Source organism: Streptomyces sp. NPDC002817, from assembly GCF_053592055.1.
Map to the genome: position 1 here is coordinate 202,851 of NZ_JBSFUY010000006.1, position 19,789 is coordinate 222,639.

At 71.3% G+C, this 19,789-nt stretch carries 19 protein-coding genes; 6 read left to right on the forward strand and 13 right to left on the reverse strand.

Going from position 1 to position 19,789, the window contains the following annotated elements:
* Positions 1-4: 4 nt before the first annotated feature.
* Complete coding sequence (locus ACWD3I_RS14435; RefSeq protein WP_046257292.1) at positions 5-1,243, reverse strand: MurT ligase domain-containing protein; 1,239 nt, start codon at positions 1,241-1,243, stop codon at positions 5-7.
* A gap of 103 nt (positions 1,244-1,346) precedes the next feature.
* Between ACWD3I_RS14435 and def the strand changes: the two genes are divergently transcribed.
* A complete protein-coding gene (gene def, locus ACWD3I_RS14440) occupies positions 1,347-1,901 on the forward strand; it encodes a peptide deformylase (RefSeq protein WP_365396577.1) in 555 nt (184 codons plus the stop codon).
* 54 nt (positions 1,902-1,955) lie between these two features.
* Here def and ACWD3I_RS14445 read toward each other — a convergent pair whose 3' ends face one another.
* Entirely contained in the window at positions 1,956-2,600 is a 645-nt protein-coding gene (locus tag ACWD3I_RS14445) for a TetR family transcriptional regulator (protein WP_365396574.1), read from the reverse strand.
* A gap of 172 nt (positions 2,601-2,772) precedes the next feature.
* On the opposite strand from ACWD3I_RS14445, the gene ACWD3I_RS14450 reads away from it, so the two are divergent.
* On the forward strand, positions 2,773-4,002 hold the full coding sequence (locus tag ACWD3I_RS14450; protein ID WP_365396571.1) for an acyl-CoA dehydrogenase family protein: 1,230 nt from the start codon (positions 2,773-2,775) through the stop codon (positions 4,000-4,002).
* A gap of 34 nt (positions 4,003-4,036) precedes the next feature.
* Here the strand turns inward: ACWD3I_RS14450 and ACWD3I_RS14455 are convergent, their stop codons facing one another.
* From ACWD3I_RS14455 to ACWD3I_RS14505, 11 genes are all read right to left on the reverse strand, one after another.
* On the reverse strand, positions 4,037-5,269 hold the full coding sequence (locus ACWD3I_RS14455; protein WP_365396568.1) for a vWA domain-containing protein: 1,233 nt from the start codon (positions 5,267-5,269) through the stop codon (positions 4,037-4,039).
* Positions 5,266-6,507: an AAA family ATPase gene (locus ACWD3I_RS14460; protein WP_365396566.1), complete on the reverse strand. Its 1,242-nt coding sequence runs from the start codon at positions 6,505-6,507 to the stop codon at positions 5,266-5,268. The genes ACWD3I_RS14455 and ACWD3I_RS14460 overlap by 4 nt, the downstream gene beginning before the upstream one ends.
* A 51-nt stretch (positions 6,508-6,558) precedes the next feature.
* Positions 6,559-7,941: a hypothetical protein gene (locus tag ACWD3I_RS14465; RefSeq protein WP_365396563.1), complete on the reverse strand. Its 1,383-nt coding sequence runs from the start codon at positions 7,939-7,941 to the stop codon at positions 6,559-6,561.
* Between the two features lie 87 nt (positions 7,942-8,028).
* Positions 8,029-8,550, reverse strand: a complete 522-nt coding sequence (locus ACWD3I_RS14470; protein WP_365396560.1) for a cupin domain-containing protein — start codon at positions 8,548-8,550, stop codon at positions 8,029-8,031.
* On the reverse strand, positions 8,547-9,764 hold the full coding sequence (locus tag ACWD3I_RS14475) for a cytochrome P450 (RefSeq protein WP_365396557.1): 1,218 nt from the start codon (positions 9,762-9,764) through the stop codon (positions 8,547-8,549). The genes ACWD3I_RS14470 and ACWD3I_RS14475 overlap by 4 nt, the downstream gene beginning before the upstream one ends.
* A gap of 1 nt (position 9,765) precedes the next feature.
* Complete coding sequence (locus ACWD3I_RS14480; RefSeq protein WP_365396554.1) at positions 9,766-10,827, reverse strand: type III polyketide synthase; 1,062 nt, start codon at positions 10,825-10,827, stop codon at positions 9,766-9,768.
* 172 nt (positions 10,828-10,999) lie between these two features.
* Positions 11,000-11,236 carry a DUF6213 family protein gene (locus ACWD3I_RS14485; protein ID WP_365396551.1) on the reverse strand — a complete coding sequence of 79 codons (237 nt, stop codon included), beginning with the start codon at positions 11,234-11,236 and terminating at the stop codon, positions 11,000-11,002.
* Between the two features lie 25 nt (positions 11,237-11,261).
* Positions 11,262-12,647 carry an NADP-dependent succinic semialdehyde dehydrogenase gene (locus ACWD3I_RS14490; protein ID WP_365396548.1) on the reverse strand — a complete coding sequence of 462 codons (1,386 nt, stop codon included), beginning with the start codon at positions 12,645-12,647 and terminating at the stop codon, positions 11,262-11,264.
* A gap of 65 nt (positions 12,648-12,712) precedes the next feature.
* Positions 12,713-13,174, reverse strand: coding sequence for an NUDIX domain-containing protein (locus ACWD3I_RS14495; RefSeq protein ID WP_365396545.1), 462 nt, complete (start codon positions 13,172-13,174; stop codon positions 12,713-12,715).
* A gap of 19 nt (positions 13,175-13,193) precedes the next feature.
* Complete coding sequence (locus tag ACWD3I_RS14500) at positions 13,194-14,732, reverse strand: ATP-dependent DNA ligase (RefSeq protein WP_365396542.1); 1,539 nt, start codon at positions 14,730-14,732, stop codon at positions 13,194-13,196.
* Between the two features lie 124 nt (positions 14,733-14,856).
* Positions 14,857-15,783, reverse strand: a complete 927-nt coding sequence (locus ACWD3I_RS14505) for an NAD(P)/FAD-dependent oxidoreductase (RefSeq protein WP_365396540.1) — start codon at positions 15,781-15,783, stop codon at positions 14,857-14,859.
* Between the two features lie 65 nt (positions 15,784-15,848).
* On the opposite strand from ACWD3I_RS14505, the gene ACWD3I_RS14510 reads away from it, so the two are divergent.
* The 4 genes from ACWD3I_RS14510 (at position 15,849) to ACWD3I_RS14525 (ending at position 19,767) form a co-directional block, all read left to right on the forward strand.
* Positions 15,849-16,421, forward strand: coding sequence for a helix-turn-helix domain-containing protein (locus ACWD3I_RS14510; RefSeq protein WP_365396537.1), 573 nt, complete (start codon positions 15,849-15,851; stop codon positions 16,419-16,421).
* Between the two features lie 111 nt (positions 16,422-16,532).
* Complete coding sequence (locus ACWD3I_RS14515; RefSeq protein ID WP_365396534.1) at positions 16,533-17,510, forward strand: NADPH:quinone oxidoreductase family protein; 978 nt, start codon at positions 16,533-16,535, stop codon at positions 17,508-17,510.
* On the forward strand, positions 17,507-18,688 hold the full coding sequence (locus ACWD3I_RS14520; protein WP_365396531.1) for an acyl-CoA dehydrogenase family protein: 1,182 nt from the start codon (positions 17,507-17,509) through the stop codon (positions 18,686-18,688). The genes ACWD3I_RS14515 and ACWD3I_RS14520 overlap by 4 nt, the downstream gene beginning before the upstream one ends.
* A complete protein-coding gene (locus tag ACWD3I_RS14525) occupies positions 18,685-19,767 on the forward strand; it encodes an acyl-CoA dehydrogenase family protein (RefSeq protein ID WP_365396528.1) in 1,083 nt (360 codons plus the stop codon). The genes ACWD3I_RS14520 and ACWD3I_RS14525 overlap by 4 nt, the downstream gene beginning before the upstream one ends.
* Positions 19,768-19,789 lie beyond the last annotated feature (22 nt).

The following is a 19,789-nucleotide window of genomic DNA, read 5'->3' on the forward strand; positions in this document are numbered from 1 at the left end:
TGTGTCAGTTGCCGACGCGGCGGCGCAGGTCCTGGAAGGCGGTGTAGTTCGCGATGACCTCGATGCGGCCCGGCGGGCACATCTGGACGGCCTGGTCGAGGTTCTCGCAGACCTGGAAGTGCTGGTTGGCGACCTCGAGACGCACCGCGAGGTCCAGCTTCCGGTCGCCGACGACGCAGATCGGATGCCCCGTCAGCCGCGTGTAGTCGACGTCCCACAGCCAGGAGGTGTCCGTGCCGTCGGCGCCGCGCGCGTTCACCGAGAGGATCACCGGGGTGGGCGGCGGATCGATCAGGCTGAACGTTTCGAGCCAGCCCGCGGGGTTCTTCGCGAGCAGCAGTCGCAGGTCCCGCTCCTGGAACTGCACGACGTCGTAGCGTCCGGCCACGGCCTGTACCTGGTACATGCGTTCCAGGGCGACCTGCGGCGGCACCCCGAAGACGGCGGCGACGGCGGCCGAGGAGGCGGCGTTGGCCTTGTTGGCGCGGCCGGGCAGCTGGAGATGGATGGGCCACGCGGAGCCGTGCGGGTCGAGCACATGGTCCCCGGACAGCGCCCAGCTCGGCGTGGGCCGGCGGAAGCCGCACTCACCGCAGAACCAGTCGTCGCCCGGCCGCTGCATCACACCACCGCAGGACGGGCAGGACCAGGCGTCGTCCTTCCACATCTGCCCCGCGGCGACCCAGATCACATTGGGGGAGGAGGAGGCCGCCCACACGACGAGCGGGTCGTCGGCATTGGCGATGATGACGGCCTTGCTGCCGGCCAGTCCCTCGCGCCAGTTCTCGGCGAGCATGCGGGTCTCGGCGGCCCGGTCCAGCTGATCGCGGGAGAGGTTGAGCAGGGCGATGCACTTCGGGTCGGTGTCGCGGGCGACACCGGCGAGGTACTTCTCGTCGACCTCGATCACGCCGTACCGCGCCTCTGAGCTGCCCGCGAGGGCCGAGGTGATACCGGCCGGCATGTTGGCGCCGAGCGCGTTGGAGACGACGGGCCCGGCGGCACGGAGCGCCTCCGCGATGAGCCGGGTCGTCGTGGTCTTGCCGTTGGTCGCCGACACCAGGACGACGTCCAGGTTCTGGGCGAGCCGGGCGAGGAGGTCGGGGTCGAGTTTGAGTGCCACCCGGCCGCCGATCACCGAACCGCTGCCGCGCCCCGCGGCGCGCGATGCCGCTGCGACCGCCTTACCGGCGGTCACGGCGATCTTGGCCCGCGGCGTGAGCGGGTCCGAGTTGCCTGCCATCAGTTCTCGATCCTCCTTGCGTACGCGCCGCGCCTGACGGCAACGTGGTGGTGGTCAGCCTATCGAGATCCATTCGCACTCCCGAATCCGTACCCTTGCCGACATGCGACACGGTTTGATTCCGGGCACCCGCGGACGCGTGCGGCCGATGACTCTCTTCGGCGATCCGGTACTGCACTCCCCCTGCGAGGACGTCACCGACTTCGGTCCCGAACTGGCGTCCCTGGTCGAGGATCTGTTCGCCACGATGTACGCCGCCCAGGGCGTCGGCCTGGCTGCGAACCAGGTGGGCGAGTCCCTGCGGGTCTTCGTCTACGACTGCCCGGACGACGAAGACGTACGGCACCTGGGCCATGTGGTGAACCCACGGCTGGTCGAGGCCGACGGTCTGGTGCTTCGAGGCCCGGAGGGGTGCCTGTCCCTCCCGGGTCTGGAGGCGGGAACGGAACGCTACGACCACGCGGTGGTCGAGGGCTTCACGGCGACGGGGGAGCAGATCAGGGTCCACGGCACAGGCTTCTTCGCGCGGTGCTTGCAGCACGAGTGCGACCACTTGGAGGGGCGGGTGTATGCGGATCACCTGACAGGCCGGCGGCACCGCAGACTGATGCGACAGGTGTCCCGAGCCTCTTGGGGCAAGGGCCCTCGACCCACCTAGGGGCGCGGGGAACTGCGCGACCAGCCCCACCGGCCGGTGGCCGACATACGACCGTCAGAACCCCGGACCGCCCACCTTGTCCCCGGCCGCCGCAAGCCGCCCCCACAGGAGGTCGGCCAGACTTCGCACCAACTCCGCACGCGAGCACGGCCGTTCCCCCAGCCACCAGTCCCCGGCGGCGTGCATCATCCCGACGATCCCATGCCCCCACACCCGAGCCAACTGCTGCCCCCCGGGCCCGAGATCCAGCCGATCCTCGATGACCTGAGCCAACTCCTCGCCCATCCGCCGAAGCAACGGCACGGAGTGCTTCCCGACGTCGAACCCGGGGTCTCCGGACTGTCCGCCGTCCGCCGGATGCATCAGGAACCGGTACACCTGAGGCCGCGCCTCGATCGCCGCGAGATACGTGTCGAGCGTGGCCTCCACCCGCTCCCGCCGCTCCGCCGGAGCGTCCAGCGCGGCCCGCAGGGAATCCAGCAACGCATCCGTATGCCTCGTGGCCAAAGCCGCGTAAAGTCCCCCCTTGTCACCGAAGTGACGGTAGAGGATCGGCTTGGTGATGCCTGCTTCCGCGGCGATCGCGTTCATGGAGGCCTGTGGTCCGTCACGCAGGACTACTCTGTCCGCGGCCTCCAGCAGCTCGCGGCGACGGCGGTCTGCGGACCGTTGCTGATCGGTCCGCTGCGTGGTGTCCATGAGCTCTCCCCACCCGTGCTGATTCGGTGACGCCTGCGCAAACTAACACTCAACATGCCCCACGCATCGAACGGGCTACCGAGCGGTCATCAGGAGTTGACTTTTCCTACCGACCGGTAACAGACTCGGGTTACCGCTAGTAACATGCACGTGCGCCGCCGCTGGAGGGGACATGGCCGAGTTCACCATGGAGCTCAACGACGAACAGAAGGAGGTCCGGGACTGGTTGCACGGCTTCGCGGCCGATGTGATCCGGCCCGCGGCCGCCGAATGGGACGAGCGTGAGGAGACTCCCTGGCCGGTCATTCAGGAGGCCGCCAAGGTCGGGATCTACTCACTCGACTTCTACGCCCAGCAGTACTTCGACTCCACCGGCCTCGGTATTCCGATGGCCATGGAGGAGCTGTTCTGGGGCGACGCGGGCATCGCCCTGTCGATCGTCGGCACCGGTCTGGCCGCCGTGGGCGTCCTCGCCAACGGCACCGAGGAGCAGATCGGCACCTGGATCCCGCAGATGTACGGCGACGCGAACGACGTCAAGGTCGCCGCGTTCTGCTCCTCCGAGCCCGACGCCGGCTCGGACGTGGCCTCGATGCGCACCCGCGCGGTGTACGACGAGGCCAAGGACGAGTGGGTGCTCAACGGCACGAAGACCTGGGCGACCAACGGCGGTATCGCCAACGTCCACGTCGTCGTCGCGGTCATCGACTCCGAGCTCGGCTCCAAGGGCCACGCGTCCTTCATCATCCCGCCGAACACACCCGGCCTGTCCCAGGGCCAGAAGTTCAAGAAGCACGGCATCCGCGCCTCCCACACCGCCGAGGTCGTCCTGGAGAACGTCCGCGTTCCCGGCCACTGCCTGCTCGGCGGCAAGGAGAAGCTGGACCAGCGCCTGGCCCGCGCCCGCGAGCGCGCCAAGGCGGGCGGCGGCGAGCGCGTCAAGAACGCGGCGATGGCCACGTTCGAGGCATCCCGCCCGGCCGTCGGCGCGATGGCGGTGGGCACCGCCCGGGCCGCGTACGAGGTCGCCCTCGACTACGCCAAGACCCGTGAGCAGTTCGGCCGCCCGATCATCGACAACCAGGGCGTCGCCTTCCAGATCGCCGACATGCGCACCTCCATCGACGCCGCCCGTCTCCTGGTCTGGCGCGCCTCCTGGATGGCAGTCAACGGCAAGCCGTTCACCGCGGCCGAGGGCTCGATGTCGAAGCTCTTCGCGAGCGAGACGGCGAAGAAGGTCACGGCCCAGGCGGTCCAGATACTCGGCGGCAACGGCTACACCCGGGAGTACCCGGTGGAGCGGATGCACCGTGACGCCGCGATCTACACCATCTTCGAGGGTACGAGCGAGATCCAGCGCCTGGTGATCGCCCGCACCCTGTCGGGGATGCCGATCCGATAGCGCCACGGGGGCGCCGGCACGTCGGCCGGCGCCCCTACCCGATGTCCACCACCCGGGCCCAGTCGGGCGGGGAGTCCGGCACGTAGTCGGGATCGTCCTCGTCCCAGGAGGCGGACCGGGGGAAGAGTCCCACCACGGTCCGGCACGGTGGCCGGGTGTCCGGCCAGGGTGTCTGGCCGTCCGTCAGGACCACGACGACATCGGGCTTGGGACGCGCCCGCAGCGCCCTGGCGAAGCCCGTACGCAGATCCGTGCCCCCACCGCCCATCAGCGGGATGCCCTCGCCGCGGCAGAGCGGATGGATGAACTGGGCCGCCGCGTCGCAGGGCAGCACCGAGACCAGGTCGCGCCGGCCGCCCACGGCACGCGCGATGGCGGCGACCTCCAACAGCGCACTGCCCAGTTCGGCATCGCTGACCGACCCGGACGTGTCGATCACCACGGAGACTCGGGGTGGTCTGCGCCGCAGGCTCGGCAGCACGGCACCGGGCACGGACGCCGAGCGCCGCGAAGGGCGGCCGTACGTGTAGTCCTCGCCCACGCCGGGCCCGGAGGCCGCCGAGCGGACCGCCGCGCCCAGCAACTCCCGCCACCGCTGCGGCGGATGGAACGCGTCCTCCGCCCACCGCTGCCAGCCCTGCGGGGTCGTCCCCGGACGCGCGGTGATGCCCTGGGCCACCCGGAACCGGACCGCGTCCCGTTCCTGCTCGCTCAGGCCGTGCGCGCCCTTCGGCCCCAGGTCCCACTCCCGGTCTAGGCCGTCGGCGCCGCTGCCGCAGTCCAGCCAGGAGAGATCCTGCGTCAGCGGCCCGAGCCGGAACTGGCGCAGGTAGTCCTCCATGAGCTGCCCCGCGGGCAGGCGCAGGGACTCCGGGTGGACCGCGCCCTCGGGCCGGACCAGGCCGTCGCCGAAGGCGTCGTCGTTGATCTCGCAGTCCGCGGCGATGTTCATCCGCAGCCGTTCCCCGGCTCCGGTCAGCCCGCGTTCCCGCGCCACCCGGTCCCCGCGCCCATGATGGTCGCGCAGCAGGTGCGACACCTCGTGCACCCACACCCCGGCCAACTCCTCCACGGGTGTCCGGTCCACGAACCCCGGTGAGACATAGCACCGCCAGTGCCGGTCGACGGCCATGGTCGGTACCCGTGGTGACGCGACGGTGTGCAGGGCGAACAGGGCCGTCGCGAGATAGGGCCGGGCCCGCGCGGCCTGGAGCCGGGCCGCGAAGAGCTTGTCGAGATCCAGCGTCCCGCGCGCGTCCCCGCTCAACGGCCCGCCCTCACCGCGGTCTTGGCGCGCGACGCGGCCTCGTCGGCCCGCCGGGACAGGGTCACCACCCCGGCGAGCTGCTCGATCGACGGAGGTACGTCCCAGTCCTCCTGCCGCAGCGAGGCGAGCGTGCTCGCGGGCACGACCACCAGGTCCGGGGCCCCGGTCTCCACCGCCCGGACCAGCAGCGCCCACGCGGCGTCCCAGCGGGCCCGGTCCGGACGTGCGCGGACCGCCGCCACCACCCCGTCGAGCGCGGCCTGCCGCAGGTCACCACGCTCGGGCAGCTCGGCGCCCGCCGGATCGGCGAGCAGCAGCTCGGGGTCGGGCAGATCCATCCGGTCGATGCTCGCCAGCAGTTCGAGCCCCGGCCCGTCCCCCACGGTCCCCCGGACCAGCAGGGACAGCACGTCCCGGGAGGAGCCGGCCGCGGTGGCGAAGGCGATGAGGCTCAGCGTCATGTCCCAGCTGCGGGGCGAGGGCCAGGGGCCGCCCCGGCGGGTCTCGCTGTTGGGCAGCCGGTGCACGAGCCCGGGGCGGGCGGCGAGGAGCCCGCACACCGCACGCCGTGCGAAGTCCACGGCCTCCGGCAGCTTCTCCGGGGCGAGCCGCGGCAGAGTCGCCCGGGGCCAGGTCCCGCCGAGACCGCGTACGACGACCTCGTGGTCGTGGGTCCACTGCAGATGGACGAACCGGTTGGCCAGCGGCGGGCTCAGCTCCCAGCCGTCGGCCGCCGAGGACCGCGGGTTGGCGGCGGCCACGATCCGGACCCCGGGCGGCAGCTGAAGGGCGCCGATCCGTCGCTCCAGCACCAGCCGGAGCAGGGCGGCCTGCACGGCCGGCGGTGCGGTGGACAGCTCGTCCAGGAACAGCAGGCCCCGGCCGGCCCGGACCAGGCGTACGGCCCAGTCCGGCGGGGCCATCGGGACGCCCTGTTCCGCGGGGTCGTCACCTACGACGGGCAGCCCCGAGAAGTCGGAGGGCTCGTGCACGCTGGCGATCACCGTGGTCAGCGGCAGGTCCAGGGACGTGGCGAGCTGGGTCAGGGCCGCGGTCTTGCCGATGCCTGGCTCGCCCCACAACAGCACGGGCAGATCGGCGGCCACGGCGAGGGTGAGTGCCTCCAGCTGCATGTCGGGGCGCGGCTCGGTGCCGGTGTCGCGGAGCAGCGTCAACAGGTCGCCGGCGACGTCGAGTTGGGATGCAGGGGCAGCAGTAACAGGCGTACAAATGGGCATATGTCATCACCTTGGGTAGCAGGAAGAGGCGTGAGGAGGGTGGGTGCGGGGTCAGCCGCGGGTGGCGGGGCGTGGGCGCGAGCGGTGGGCGCCCGGACGGGGGCGGGCCTTGTCGAAGCGGACGCGACCGGGTCCGGGGCCGGCCATGCCCGCCCTGAACAGCCCGTAGACGATCCGCTGTCGCGCGGCCGCCTCCAACTCGTCCCGCAGCGCACCGCCGCGCAGCACCGCGTCAGGGCCGAGCAGCCCCTCGACGACGGCCAGCGCACCGGAGACGTCCCCGTGGGCGAGGCGTTCGCGGACGTCGTCGAGGCACTCCGGATGCCGGTGCGTCTCGTCGATGACCCGCAGACAGGGCAACGGCGTGCCGTTCAGCGCGGCCAGCAGTTCCTCCCGCCGGACCTCGGCGGGATCGTGGTCCAGCGGGGCCAGCGCCCCGTCGACCAGGCCGATCCGGTGCAGGGCGCCCCGGCAGTCCACGAGCCGAGGCTGTCCCGCCGGATCCGGCACCGCGGCCGAGGAATCCGGCACATGTCCCGGTACGAGGGCGGCGGCTACCAGCGGATGCAGCCGCTCGGCCTCGATCGCACCGGTGCGGAGCAGCTCCAGGTCGGGCAGCACCCAGGTCGCCGCGTCGGGCAGGACCGGCAGCGCGGAGGCGGCGCCGGATGCGGACGCCTCGGTGATCCGCATCGCCGGCGGCCCGTCCCGGTTCGCGACCAGGTCCAGGACCAGCCGATGCCGGGCCCCGCACCGCACGCCCACGCGACCGTCGGACCGGCCCTCGGCGCGGAGCAGGATCGCGGCCTCGGCCGCCCACCGGTCGACGGCACAGCGGCGCCCCTGCGGTACCGGCCCCAGGACAGCCGGATCCGTTACGGGAGGGGCGTCGACGCCTGAGCGGACGCGCAGCTCATCGGCCCTGCGCGCGTCCCACAGGTGACGGTGCAGGTCGAGCCGGTACCGCCGGTGGGGCGGGGGATGCGGATGGCGGCTGCCACCGGCCCCGGAGCCGGACGATCCGTCCCACAGCGCGAGACTGATCCGCTGCCCGGCATCCGCCCAGGCGGGCGGGGTCCGCACCACGAGGTGCACCGGCCGCTTGCCTTCACTGTCATAGCGGGCCAGCGTGAGGGTCACGCCCGGGCGCAACAGCCCGTCGGGAGCGATCCTCGGCATGTGCCAGCGCAGCAGGTCGGGAGCCAGATGCCGGAGATCGGCCCGGACCCGGGCGGCGAGCTCCGCGCCATGGACACGCGCCACGGAACGCGGCTGGAGATCGACATCGAACCCCGCGGCGGCACAGGCCCCGCCCCAGTCACCGGCGCGGCGACGAGCGGTCGCGGTCTCGATCATGGAGGCCGGCACGGCGAACTCGCGCACGCGCAGCCAGAAGGAAAGGCGGGAATCCCCGGTCACGGGCGAAGTGAGCATCAGCACTCACCTTGCGCGGACGGGTCCCCCAATCTGTGAACAGAGTGAGTGGTCATCGAGCTGATCGTAGCTTCAACTCCCACCGTGTCAACGGTGTTTCAACGGCGTCAGCTGCTCGATGTCGTACCGTCCGCGCAGCTCCTCGATCGCCGCGTCGTCCGGCGGACCCCCGTCACCCAGGATCTCCAGGAGCTCCTCGAAGTACCGCTCGTGGTCCGGCGGCGGGGACGCCTGGAAGAACATCTTGGCGGGGGAGTCCGTCGGGTTCGCGAACGCGTGCGGACAGCCGGGCGGTACGACGATGACCGTCCCCGGCGTCGCGCGTACCACCCGACCGCCCGAACTCGACTCCCAGCGCTGCCAGTTGTCGGGGGTGCGGATCCGCGGCTCGAAGGCGAGGACGTCCAGCTCGCCTTCGAGGACATAGAACAACTCCTCGCTGCGGGTGTGCACATGGGCACCCACATCGAAGCCGGGCGGCACGATCACCTCGAAGGTGGACGCCGTCCGGGAGTGCGAGCCCGTCACCTTGAAGGTCACGTGCTGGGCCGGGGTCTGGACGACCCGGCCGTGCCCCGGCGGAACCAGGAGCCCTTCGGCAGCCGTCACCACGTCACCGGAAGGGCCTCGGGACCACGGATCAGCGCGCCCTTCTTGAACGGGACCTGCTCGCGTGGCACCGCCAGCCTCAGACCCGGGACACGGTCCAGCAGAGCGTCGACCAGCAACTCGGACTCCAGCCGGGCCAGCATGCCGCCGGGGCAGTAGTGCGGGCCGAAGCCGAACGACACATGGGGGTTGGGGCTGCGGGAGAAGTCGATCGTCTCCGGGTAGGGGAAGACGCCCGGGTCGCGGTTCGCGGACAGGTACGACACGTAGACCGCGTCGCCCGCCCGGATCCGTACGCCCTGGATCCCGACGTCCTCCAGGGCGATCCGGGACAGACCGACCGCGTTGCGGTGCGGGATGTAGCGCAGCAGTTCGTCGATGGCCTGGGGGCGGATGTCGGGTTCGGTGCGCAGCCGGTCGGCGAGGTCCGGGCGGGTGAGCAGCAGGTAGAACATCTGGCCGCTGTTGTTGGTCACCGCCTCGCCGCCGATCTGGAGCAGGACCGCGAGGCCCACCGCCTCCTCCAGGGTCACCTCACCGCGTCCCACGGCCGCCCCGAGCAGGGACGCCACGTCCTCGCCGGTGCTGCCCTCCCGGAGCCCGATGAGGTCGGCGAAGTAGGCGCCCATCTCGTTCCTGGCCTTCTCGCTGACGTTCTTGCCGTGCGAGGAGGACAGGATCAGCTGGGTCCAGGTGTGCATGCCGTGCCGGTCGGCGGCCGGGACGCCCATCAGCTCGCAGATCACCGCGATGGGGAACGGTGTCAGGACGGTGGCCGTCAGATCGGCCGGCGGGCCGTCCTGCAGCAGTTCGTCGACCAGCTCGTCCAGCATCCGCCGGGACTTCTCGCGGATCCGCTCCACGCCCTTCGTGGTGAACGCGGCGGCCACCGAGCGCCGCAGCCGGGTGTGGTCCGGCGGGTCCAGGAAGCCCACCGCGCCGCGGGCCGGGATGAAGTGCGGGGCGAGCCGGGTGACGTCGGGCTGGTCCATGACGGCCTCGCGGCCGAAGCGGGGGTCGTTGGTCACCGTCCGTACGTCCTCGTACCGGGTGACCAGCCAGGCCCAGCCCTCGCCGTTGGGCAGCTGGATCCGGGTGACGGGGCCCTCACGCATCAGCTCGGTGAGCACCGGGTCGAAGTCGACGCCGTTCAGGTCGAGCGCGGGCCAGTGCCGGATGGGGGACAGGATCTCGGTGATCGTCTCTTCGGTCATGTCATGCCGTCTCTGCGTAGCGCTGCCAGCGGCCCAGGGCCATTTCCGCGGTGATGCCGGGCCCGAACCCGGCGAGCAGCCCGCGCGCCCGGTCGTGCGCGCCGCCCTCGTCGAACAGCCGGCGCAGCGCGTCCAGTACGACGGCGCTGGCGATGTTGCCGTACTCGGTGAGGGTGGCCCGGCTGAACCGGAAGGCGTCCGGGTCGACCTGGAGGAACTTGCTGAGGTCGTCGAGTATGCGGGGTCCGCCCGCGTGGACGATGTAGAAGTCCAGGTCGGCGGCGTCCCAGCCGTGCAGCCCCGCGAGGTCCTGGAGCGCGGGCGCGAGCGGCTCCATGGTGGCCGGCACCCGCTTGTCCAGCTGGAAGTGGAATCCGGTGGCCCGGACGTCGTACATGATCCACTCCTCGGTCTTGGGGATCAGATACGACCCGTTGCGCTCCAGCGAGATCCCCTCGCCGCCCCGCCCGCGCACCACGGCGGCGGCGATCCCGTCCCCGAACAGTCCGTTGGAGAGCAGGTTCCCGATGCCGAGGTCGGTGGGCTGGTAGCACAGCGAGCAGAACTCGCAGGCCACGATGAGGGCGTTGGCCTCGGGGTAGGCGGTGCAGAAGTCGTGCGCCCGGTTGATCGCGGCCCCGCCGGCCGCGCAGCCCAGCTGGGCTATGGGGAGCTGCCGGGTGGTGCTCTCGAAGCCCATCTCGTTGATCAGCCAGGCGGTCAGCGAGGGCATCATGAAGCCCGTGCAGGACACGTAGATGATGACATCGATGTCGCTGGTCAGAAGCTCGGCGTCGTCGAGCGCCCGCTGCACCACGGCGGGCACCCGCGCCTTCGCCTCGGCCACGTAGACCTTGTTGCGCTCCTCGAAGCCCGGGTGCTTCAGCGTCTCCTCGATGGGCTGCACGACGTGGCGGGTACGCACCCCGGTGTTCTCGATCAGCCGGAGGGCCAGAGCCAGTTGGGGATGGTCGGAGTGCCGGGAGCGAGCCAGCTCCAGCGTCTCCTCCATCGTGATCACATACTCCGGGACGGACACCGAGGGTCTGCACAACGTCGCCATGTACTGTGCCTGCCTTCACCTCAGGAAGTGGTCCAGTCCACGATCACCTGAGAGGCCGACGACTTCGCGCGGGGCTACTCCAAACGCAGGACGGCCGGAGACACCTGAAGGGGCGCGGGGAACCGCGCGACCAGCCACGACGAACCCGCACAAGGCATCGACACGGCAACCCCTACGGCGCGGTCCCGCTGCTGTGCGCAATGCACGCCACATCAATACGATCGGCAAGTTTCGCAAGCTCAATGGTCAAAGCCGCCACTGTGTCCTCGTCGAGCCCGTCTTCCCCGGCCTCGACAAGATGCAGCCACCGTCCACCCACCGTCCGCAACAACTTGCTCACATCGGCCGCGGACACCTGCAAGGTGCCCCGGTCATCGACGATCAGAGGCAGAGTCACTTCACGGTTCACACCCGGGATCGTAGCTGCGCAAGTGTCACGCTCCGTGCCAAACCGTCGTGATGTTGCAGAACTCGCGGATTCCGTGCCCGGACAGCTCACGCCCGTACCCGGACCGCTTCACCCCGCCGAACGGGAACGCCGGATGGGAGGCGGTCATGCCGTTGAAGAACACGCCGCCGGCCTCCAGATCCCGTGCGAACCGGTCGACCTCGGCCTCGTCCCGGGTCCACACGTTCGAACTCAGCCCGAACGGTGAGTCGTTGGCGATGAGCACGGCCTCGTCGAGGTCGCCCGCGCGGTACAGCGTCGCGACCGGCCCGAAGGCCTCCTCGCGGTGGATCCGCATCTCGCGGGTGATGTCGGCGAGCACGGTCGGCGGGTAGTACCAGCCGTCCCCGTCGGGCCGTTCTCCGCCGCACAGCACGCTCGCGCCACTGCGCCTGGCGTCGTCGACCAGCTCCTCCAGATCCGCCCGCCCCTGCTCGCTCGACAGCGGACCGACGTCCGTCTCCTCCTCCAGCGGATCGCCGACCTTCAGCGCCTTCATGCCCTCGACGAACCGTTCGGCGAAGGCGTCGTACACGTCCGTGTGGACGATGAACCGCTTGGCGGCGATGCAGGACTGCCCGTTGTTCTGGACACGCGCCGTGACCGCGATCTGCGCGGCCCGGTCGATGTCGGCCGACGGCATGACCACGTAGGGGTCGCTGCCGCCGAGCTCCAGCACGGTCTTCTTCACCATGTCCCCGCACACCGCCGCGACCGCCCGCCCGGCGGGCTCGCTGCCGGTGAGCGTGGCCGCCTTGACGCGTTCGTCGCGCAGGATCTCCTCGACCTCGCCGGAGCCGATGAGGAGGGTCTGGAAGGTGCCCTCCGAGTAGCCCGCCTGGTGGAAGAGGTCCTCCAGGAAGAGGGCGGTCTGGGGGACGTTGGAGGCGTGCTTGAGGAGACCGACGTTGCCGGCCATGAGCGCGGGCGCGGCGAACCGGATCACCTGCCAGAGCGGAAAGTTCCACGGCATCACCGCGAGCACCGGACCCAGGGGGCGGTAGCGCACGTGGGCCCGGGACGCGCCCGAGTCCTTGACGTCGTCGTCGGCCGGCTCCTCGTCGGCCAGCAGCGACTCCGCGTGCTCGGCGTACCAGCGCATCGCCTTGGCGCACTTGGCGGCCTCCGCGCGGGCCTGCTTGACCGGCTTGCCCATCTCGGTGGTCATGACCCGGGCGATGTCCGGCTGGATCTCGTCGAGCAGACCGGCGGCCCGGTGCAGCAGACGGGCGCGTTCGGCGAAGGGCGTCGTCCGGTACGTGCGGAACGTGGCCTCCGCGAGCTGGAGCCTGCGCTCGATCTCCTCGGGGCCCATGGCCTCGTACGTCTTGAGCGTCTCGCCGTTCGCCGGGTTCACCGTCGCGATGGGCATGACCGACCTCCTGGGCAGCGGACTGTGTTTCGACCTTCCCGCGCGGCGGCGCCCGCCGCAACGTGTCAGGGCGAGTGCTCCGCCAGCCGGTCGAGAAACGTGGTCTGCGCCTTGACGATCACGGTCCGGGCCCGGTCCAGGGCGAACCACTCGACGCGGTCCAGTTCGGGGAACTCCTGCTCCTGGCCCGACTTCGGCGGCCACTCCATCCGGAAGGTGCCCGGCACGACGGTCGCCGGATCGAGGTCCGCCTCGATCGCCCACGCCGTGACGACCTTCCCGTTGGTCTGCTTCACCTCGCCGAGCGCCACGGCCGCCCCGTCGGGCGGCGGCAGGCCGAGCTCCTCCTGGAACTCGCGCCGGGCGGCGTCCCAGGCCGGTTCCTCGGCAGGTACGTACTCGCCCTTCGGGACGGTCCAGGCACCGGCGTCGCGGCGCGCGAAGAACGGGCCGCCCATATGGCCCAGCAACACCTCGAGGCCGTCGTCGGTGTGCCGGAACAACAGCAGGCCGGCGCTCGTCTTCATGCCCTCACCTCGGGATGCTTCACGGCTTCACTCCAGGGTGCGCGGCCAGCAGCGTCTCCACCGTGTCTGCCTCCTCCGGCCGTTTGTCCTCCCGGTAGCGGACCACGCGGGCGAAACGGAGCGTGACACCGGCCGGGTAGCGGGTGGACCTCTGGAGACCGTCGTAGGCGATCTCCACGACGAGTTCGGGGCGTACGGTCACCACATGGCCGTCGGTTTCGACGGCCAGCTCCTGGAGCCGCTCGGTCTGCCAGGTCAGCATCGCGTCGGTCATGCCCTTGAAGGTCTTGCCGAGCATCGCGAAACCGCCGTCGGCGGTGCGGGCGCCGAGGTGGAGGTTGGAGAGCCTGCCGGTGCGGCGGCCGTGGCCCCACTCGGCCGCCAGGACGACCAGGTCGAGGGTGTGCACGGGCTTGACCTTCAGCCAGGACGCGCCCCGGCGGCCTGCGCTGTACGAGGTGTCGAGGGATTTCACCACCACTCCCTCGTGGCCGCGCTCCAGCGTCTCGGCGAGGAAGGCCTCGGCCGCGCCGACGTCCTCCGCACCGGACACCAGCGTCCGCCGCACCCGCATCGGCTCGGGGACCAGCCGCGCCAGCTCCGCGTGCCGCTCGACGAAGGGGAGGTCCAGCAGGTCGCGGTCGTCGACCGAGAGCGCGTCGAAGAAGACGGGGGAGACGGGGACCTCGGCGGCGGCCGTCGTCACGTCCACCCGGGAGCCGACACGTCCGGCCGTCTCCTGGAAGGAACGCGGTCGCCCTTGCGTGTCGAAGGAGATGACCTCCCCGTCCAGAATGAAGCGCTCGCCCCTCAACTCCAGGGCGGCAGCCGTCAGTTCGGGCAGCCGGTCGGTGATCTCGTCGAGGGTGCGGGTGTAGATCCGTACGTCGTCGCCGCTGCGGTGCACCTGGACACGGATGCCGTCCAGCTTCTCCTCGACCACGCACGCGCCCAGCTTCTCGACCGCCTCGGCCACCGAGGACGCGCTGTGCGCCAGCATCGGCAGGACCGGGCGGCCGACGATGAGCCGGAAGCGGTCCAGGGCGGCGGGGCCGTCCGCGAGCAGGGCCTCGGCGACCGCCTGGAGGGAACCCGCGAGCATCACCGCCCGGCGAACGTCGGCCGGTGGTGCCTCCGTCGCCTGCGCGAGCCCTTCCGTGGCGACCGCGTCCAGCGCGCCCTGCCTTACCTCGCCGCTGATCAGGCCGAACAGGAACCGTTGCTCGTCCTCGGTGGCCGCGCCCATCAACTCCCCGACCAACCGGGCTCGTTTGGTTTGTGAGCCGGTGCCCGAGACCTTGCCCAGCTCGGTGAACAGGGCGTCCACGTCACGGACGGCCAGGCTCGGCCCGGCGGCCGGGGCGACCGGACGGCTCAGCACCTTCCAGCCCACCCCGAGCCGCCCCTGCGGCAGCCGTCCCGCCAGATACGGGATGACGACCGGTACGTCGTCCGGCTCGGCCTCCCGGAACAGTTCGGCGAGCAGCGCGATCTTCGTCGAGCGCGCCGAGGTCGCGGCGACCTCCTGGGACACCTGGGCCAGCCGGGCAAGCAGCATGCATCCAGAGTGCGGGACGCTTCGCTGGATTTCACGGCGAAGGATGGGTTGCGTTTTGTCTGCGATTGCGTTGGGGCTGGTCGCGCCCCGCGGCGGAGCCGCTGATCGACACAGCCTCGCGCCCCTAGCGCGTTGCGTCGAGGTCCGCCATCAGCAGCTCCCCGTTGATCGTGGCTCCGGCCCGGTAACCGCCCGCCGCCGCGTTGATCACCTGCTCGCCGAAGCCCATCGCGTTGCCTACCGCCCAGACGCCCGGCACGGAGGTGAGCCCGGTGGGGTCGACCACCGGGTACGAGCCGAACGGGGTCTCCGTGAGCTCGGCTCCGAGCCGCTCCAGCAGCCCGGTCTGCGGTACCGCGCGGGGCGCGACGAACAGCACCTCGCGAGCCTGCACCGTGCCGTCGGTCAGACGGACGCCCGTCAGTCGGTCGTTCTCGGTCACCAGCTCGGCCACCGAACCGGGTACCACCTTGACGCCGGCCGTCGCGAGCCTGCGCACGTCGTCGTCCGACAGGTCGGTCTCCGCGACCTCGTGCAGGAAGAACGTCACGTCCTTCGACCACTGCGACACCATCAGCGCCTGGTGGACGCTCAGCGGGGTGGTCGCGAGCACGCCGAAGGCCTGGTCGCGGACCTCCCAGCCGTGGCAGTACGGACAGTGCAGCACGTCCCGGCCGAAGCGCTCGGCGACGCCGGGCACAGGCGGGAGCTCATCCCTGAGGCCGGTGGCGATCACGAGGCGACGGGCCCGGACCGTGCGGCCGCTCGCCAGCGTCACGGTGAAGTCCGCGGTGACATCCACCGCGCGGTCCTCCACGAGCTCGACGCCGTACCGTGCGATCTCCTCCCGGCCGATCGCCAGGAACTCGGTGGGCGGCATGCCGTCCCGCGTCAGATAGCCCTGCATGTGCGCGGCGGGCGCGTTGCGCGGCTCGCCCGCGTCGATGACGAGGGTGCGGCGCCGGGCGCGGCCCAGGACGAGAGCCGCGGACAGGCCCGCCGCGCCGCCGCCGATCACGATCACTTCGTAGGTCCCGCTTGTCTCCGTCATACCGACACCGTCGTCCCGTGGGTGCGGTATTGACAAACTTCTTTGCTGATTCTGCAATACATGACATGACTACCGATGACGTTCTCGCGGAGGTCGGGCCCCGGCTGCGCCGGATCCGGAAGGACCGGGAGGTGACACTCGCGGCGCTCTCCGAGTCGACCGGGATCTCCGTGAGCACCCTGTCCCGGCTGGAGTCCGGCCTGCGCAAGCCCAGCCTGGAGCTGCTGCTGCCGATCGCGCAGGCCCATCAGGTACCGCTCGACGAGCTGATCGGGACACCCCCGGTGGGGGATCCGAGGGTCCGGTCCAAGCCGCTCGTGCGGCACGGGCGCACCTACTGGCCGCTCACCCGGCAGCCCGGCGGCCTCCAGGCGTACAAGGTGCTGGTGCCACAAGGCCGGGAGGAGCCCGAGCCGCGCACCCATGAGGGCTACGAGTGGCTGTACGTGCTGGCCGGCCGGCTGCGGATGGTGCTGGGGGAGCACGACGTGGTGCTCGCGGCCGGGGAGGTGGTCGAGTTCGACACGCGTGTGCCGCACTGGTTCGGGTCGACGGGGGAGGGGCCGGTGGAGTTCCTGAGCCTCTTCGGTCCGCAGGGGGAGCGGATGCATGTACGGGCGAAGCCCCGGAGGTCGTGACGCCCGCGTGATGCCCGCTACTGTTCCGCGGCGGGCTGTTCCCTGATGGGCAAGCGACCGCTTAGTATGCGATGGACCCCGTCAGACGATGCAGTCGCGTGGAGGCACCGCATGCAGGCATGGCAAGTGCACGAGAACGGCGAGCCGGGCGAGGTGATGCGCCTCGAGGAGGTGGCGACACCGACGCCCGGCGACGGCCAGGTCCTGCTGAAGGTGCGTGCCGCGAACATCAACTTCCCCGATGTGCTGATGTGCCGTGGCCACTATCAGGTGCAGCCGCCGCTGCCCTTCACGCCGGGCGTGGAGGTCTGCGGGGAGACCGAGGACGGGCGCCGCGTGCTCGCCAACCCCGCGCTGCCGTACGGCGGTTTCGCCGAGTACGCCGTCGCCGATGCCGCCGGGCTGCTGCCCGCGCCGGAGTCGCTGGACGACGCGGAGGCCGCCGCGCTGCACATCGGGTACCAGACGGGCTGGTTCGGTCTGCACCGGCGGGCCCGTCTGGAGGCCGGTGAGACGCTGCTCGTCCACGCCGCCGCCGGTGGGGTCGGCAGCGCGGCCGTGCAGCTCGGTAAGGCGGCCGGCGCCACCGTGATCGGTGTCGTCGGCGGTGCCGACAAGGCCGCGGTGGCGCGGGAGCTGGGCTGCGACGTCGTGATCGACCGGCGTGCGGAGAACGTCATCGCCGCCGTGAAGGAGGCCACCGGCGGCCGGGGCGCCGACGTCGTCTACGACCCGGTCGGCGGCGAGGCCTACACGCAGTCCACCAAGGTCGTCGCCTTCGAGGGCCGGATCGTGGTCGTCGGCTTCGCCAGCGGCACCATCCCCAGCCCGGGCCTCAACCACGCGCTGGTGAAGAACTACGCGATCCTCGGCCTGCACTGGGGCCTGTACAACACCAAGAACCCGAAGCTGATCCAGCACTGTCACGAGCAGCTCACCGAACTCGCCGCCCGGGGCGCCATCAAGCCGCTGGTCAGCGAGCGGGTGCCGCTGACCGAGGCCGCGGCAGCGGTCCAGCGGGTCGGTGACGGGGTCACGACGGGCCGGGTCGCCGTCGTCCCGTCTCTCCGGAACGGAGCCGCCGCATGACCGACGCAGCCGAACTCAAGCGCCGCACAGCGGAGTTGGTGGCCGCACACCCGCCGGTCACCACGGACCGCCTCGACTTCCTGAGGGCCCGCTTCGACGCCGGCCTGGCGTGGGTGCACTACCCCGAGGGCCTGGGCGGCCTCGGCGCCGCGCGCTCCCTCCAGGCCGTCGTGGACGCCGAGCTGGAGGCCGCGGGCGCCCCCGACAACGATCCGCGGCGCAACGGCATCGGCCTCGGCATGGCCGCGCCGACCATCCTCAAGTACGGCACCGAGGAGCAGAAGCAGCAATTGCTCCGGCCCCTGTGGACGGGCGAGGAGGTCTGGTGCCAGCTCTTCAGCGAGCCCGGCGCCGGCTCCGACCTGGCTGCGCTCGGCACTCGGGCCGTCCGGGAGGGCGACGACTGGGTCGTCAACGGGCAGAAGGTCTGGACGTCCAGCGCGCACAACGCCCGCTGGGCCATCCTCATCGCCCGCACCGACCCGGACGTGCCCAAGCACGCGGGCATCACATACTTCCTGTGCGACATGACCGACCCCGGCGTCGACGTGCGACCGCTGCGCCAGATCACCGGCGAGGCCGAGTTCAACGAGGTCTTCCTCACCGACGTCCGCATCCCCGACTCCCGCCGCCTCGGCGAGATCGGCGACGGCTGGCGGGTCGCGCAGACCACGCTCAACAACGAGCGTGTCGCCATCGGCGGTATGCGGCTGCCCCGCGAGGGCGGCATGATCGGCCCGGTCTCCAAGACCTGGCGCGAGCGCCCCGAACTGCGCACCCACGATCTGCACCAGCGCCTGCTGAAGCTGTGGGTCGAGGCCGAGGTCGCCCGTCTCACCGGCGAACGCCTGCGCCAGCAACTCGCCCTGGGCCAGCCCGGCCCCGAGGGCGCCGGCATGAAGCTCGCCTTCGCGCGCCTCAACCAGGAGATCAGCGGCCTGGAGGTCGAACTCCGCGGCGAGGAAGGCCTGTTGTACGACGACTGGACCATGCGGCGGCCCGAGCTGGTGGACTTCGTCGGCCGGGACGCCGGCTACCGCTACCTCCGCTCCAAGGGCAACAGCATCGAGGGCGGGACCAGCGAGGTCCTGCTGAACATCGTCGCCGAGCGCGTCCTGGGCCTGCCCTCGGAACCGCGCACCGACAAGGACGTCGCGTGGAAGGACCTGTCCCGATGAAAAAGGCGCCCGACCTGCTGTACTCGGAGGAGGAAGACGCGCTGCGGTCCGCCGTACGGGACCTGCTCGCCGACCACTGCGACGCCCCCGGCGTCATCGCCCGCACCGAGTCCGACGCCCCGCACGACCTGGCGGCCTGGAAGGCCCTCGCGGACGGCATGGGCCTCGCCGGACTCCTGGTGCCGGAGGCGCAGGGCGGCCAGGGTGCCACGCACCGCGAAGTCGCCGTCGTGCTGGAGGAGTTGGGGCGTGCGGTCGCCCCCGTGCCGTACCTCACCAGTGCCGTCGTCGCGACCGAGGCGCTGCTGGCCTGCGGCACCGAGGACCTGCTTGCCGAGCTGGCGTCGGGGCGGAAGATCGGCACCCTCGCCGTCTCGCTGCACGTCGCCGCGGGCGGCGCCTACAAGGTCGTACGCCATGAAGGCGGCTCCCTGCACGGGGAGTTGACCGGGATCGCGGACGCCGCGGCCGCCGATGTGCTGCTGATTCCGGCGGACGACGGCGGGCTGTACGCGGTGGACGCGTCCAGCGCGACCGTCACCCCGCAGGTGTCCCTGGACCTGACCCGGCCGCTCGCGACCGTCACTCTGGACGGTGCCCCTGGCCGTCTCCTGGGCGACGCCGAGCCCGCCGTACGGCGGGCGTTGCGGTCCGGTGCCGGCCTGCTCGCCTCCGAGCAACTCGGCATCGCCGACTGGACGTTGACCGAGACCGTGCGCTACCTGAAGGAGCGCAAGCAGTTCAACCGGTCGGTCGGCGGGTTCCAGGCGCTCAAGCACCGGCTCGCCCAGCTGTGGCTGGAGGTCGTCAACCTGCGGGCCGCGGCACGCAACGCGGCCGACGCGCTGGCCAGCGGTGAGGACGCCGATGTGGCGGTCGCCGTCGCTCAGGCCTACGCGGCCTCCGTCGCCGTGCACGCTGCCGAGGAGGCCCTGCAGCTGCACGCCGGCATCGGTATGACGTGGGAGCACCCCATCCACCTGTACCTCAAGCGGGCGAAGGCCGACTCCATCGCCTACGGCACCGCGGGCGCCCACCGTGCCGCACTGGCCGAACTCGTGGACCTCCAGGCCCCCTGACGTTCACCAGGGAAAGCCCGCC

What these genes read in the sequence shown, in the direction of transcription:
- ACWD3I_RS14435 (WP_046257292.1), bottom strand. Translation starts at nt 1,243, where the DNA reads ATGGCAGGCAACTCGGACCCGCTCACGCCGCGGGCCAAGATCGCCGTG.
- def (WP_365396577.1), top strand. Translation starts at nt 1,347, where the DNA reads ATGCGACACGGTTTGATTCCGGGCACCCGCGGACGCGTGCGGCCGATG.
- ACWD3I_RS14445 (WP_365396574.1), bottom strand. Translation starts at nt 2,600, where the DNA reads ATGGACACCACGCAGCGGACCGATCAGCAACGGTCCGCAGACCGCCGT.
- ACWD3I_RS14450 (WP_365396571.1), top strand. Translation starts at nt 2,773, where the DNA reads ATGGCCGAGTTCACCATGGAGCTCAACGACGAACAGAAGGAGGTCCGG.
- ACWD3I_RS14460 (WP_365396566.1), bottom strand. Translation starts at nt 6,507, where the DNA reads ATGCCCATTTGTACGCCTGTTACTGCTGCCCCTGCATCCCAACTCGAC.
- ACWD3I_RS14465 (WP_365396563.1), bottom strand. Translation starts at nt 7,941, where the DNA reads ATGCTCACTTCGCCCGTGACCGGGGATTCCCGCCTTTCCTTCTGGCTG.
- ACWD3I_RS14475 (WP_365396557.1), bottom strand. Translation starts at nt 9,764, where the DNA reads ATGACCGAAGAGACGATCACCGAGATCCTGTCCCCCATCCGGCACTGG.
- ACWD3I_RS14480 (WP_365396554.1), bottom strand. Translation starts at nt 10,827, where the DNA reads ATGGCGACGTTGTGCAGACCCTCGGTGTCCGTCCCGGAGTATGTGATC.
- ACWD3I_RS14490 (WP_365396548.1), bottom strand. Translation starts at nt 12,647, where the DNA reads ATGCCCATCGCGACGGTGAACCCGGCGAACGGCGAGACGCTCAAGACG.
- ACWD3I_RS14495 (WP_365396545.1), bottom strand. Translation starts at nt 13,174, where the DNA reads ATGAAGACGAGCGCCGGCCTGCTGTTGTTCCGGCACACCGACGACGGC.
- ACWD3I_RS14500 (WP_365396542.1), bottom strand. Translation starts at nt 14,732, where the DNA reads ATGCTGCTTGCCCGGCTGGCCCAGGTGTCCCAGGAGGTCGCCGCGACC.
- ACWD3I_RS14505 (WP_365396540.1), bottom strand. Translation starts at nt 15,783, where the DNA reads ATGACGGAGACAAGCGGGACCTACGAAGTGATCGTGATCGGCGGCGGC.
- ACWD3I_RS14510 (WP_365396537.1), top strand. Translation starts at nt 15,849, where the DNA reads ATGACTACCGATGACGTTCTCGCGGAGGTCGGGCCCCGGCTGCGCCGG.
- ACWD3I_RS14515 (WP_365396534.1), top strand. Translation starts at nt 16,533, where the DNA reads ATGCAGGCATGGCAAGTGCACGAGAACGGCGAGCCGGGCGAGGTGATG.
- ACWD3I_RS14520 (WP_365396531.1), top strand. Translation starts at nt 17,507, where the DNA reads ATGACCGACGCAGCCGAACTCAAGCGCCGCACAGCGGAGTTGGTGGCC.
- ACWD3I_RS14525 (WP_365396528.1), top strand. Translation starts at nt 18,685, where the DNA reads ATGAAAAAGGCGCCCGACCTGCTGTACTCGGAGGAGGAAGACGCGCTG.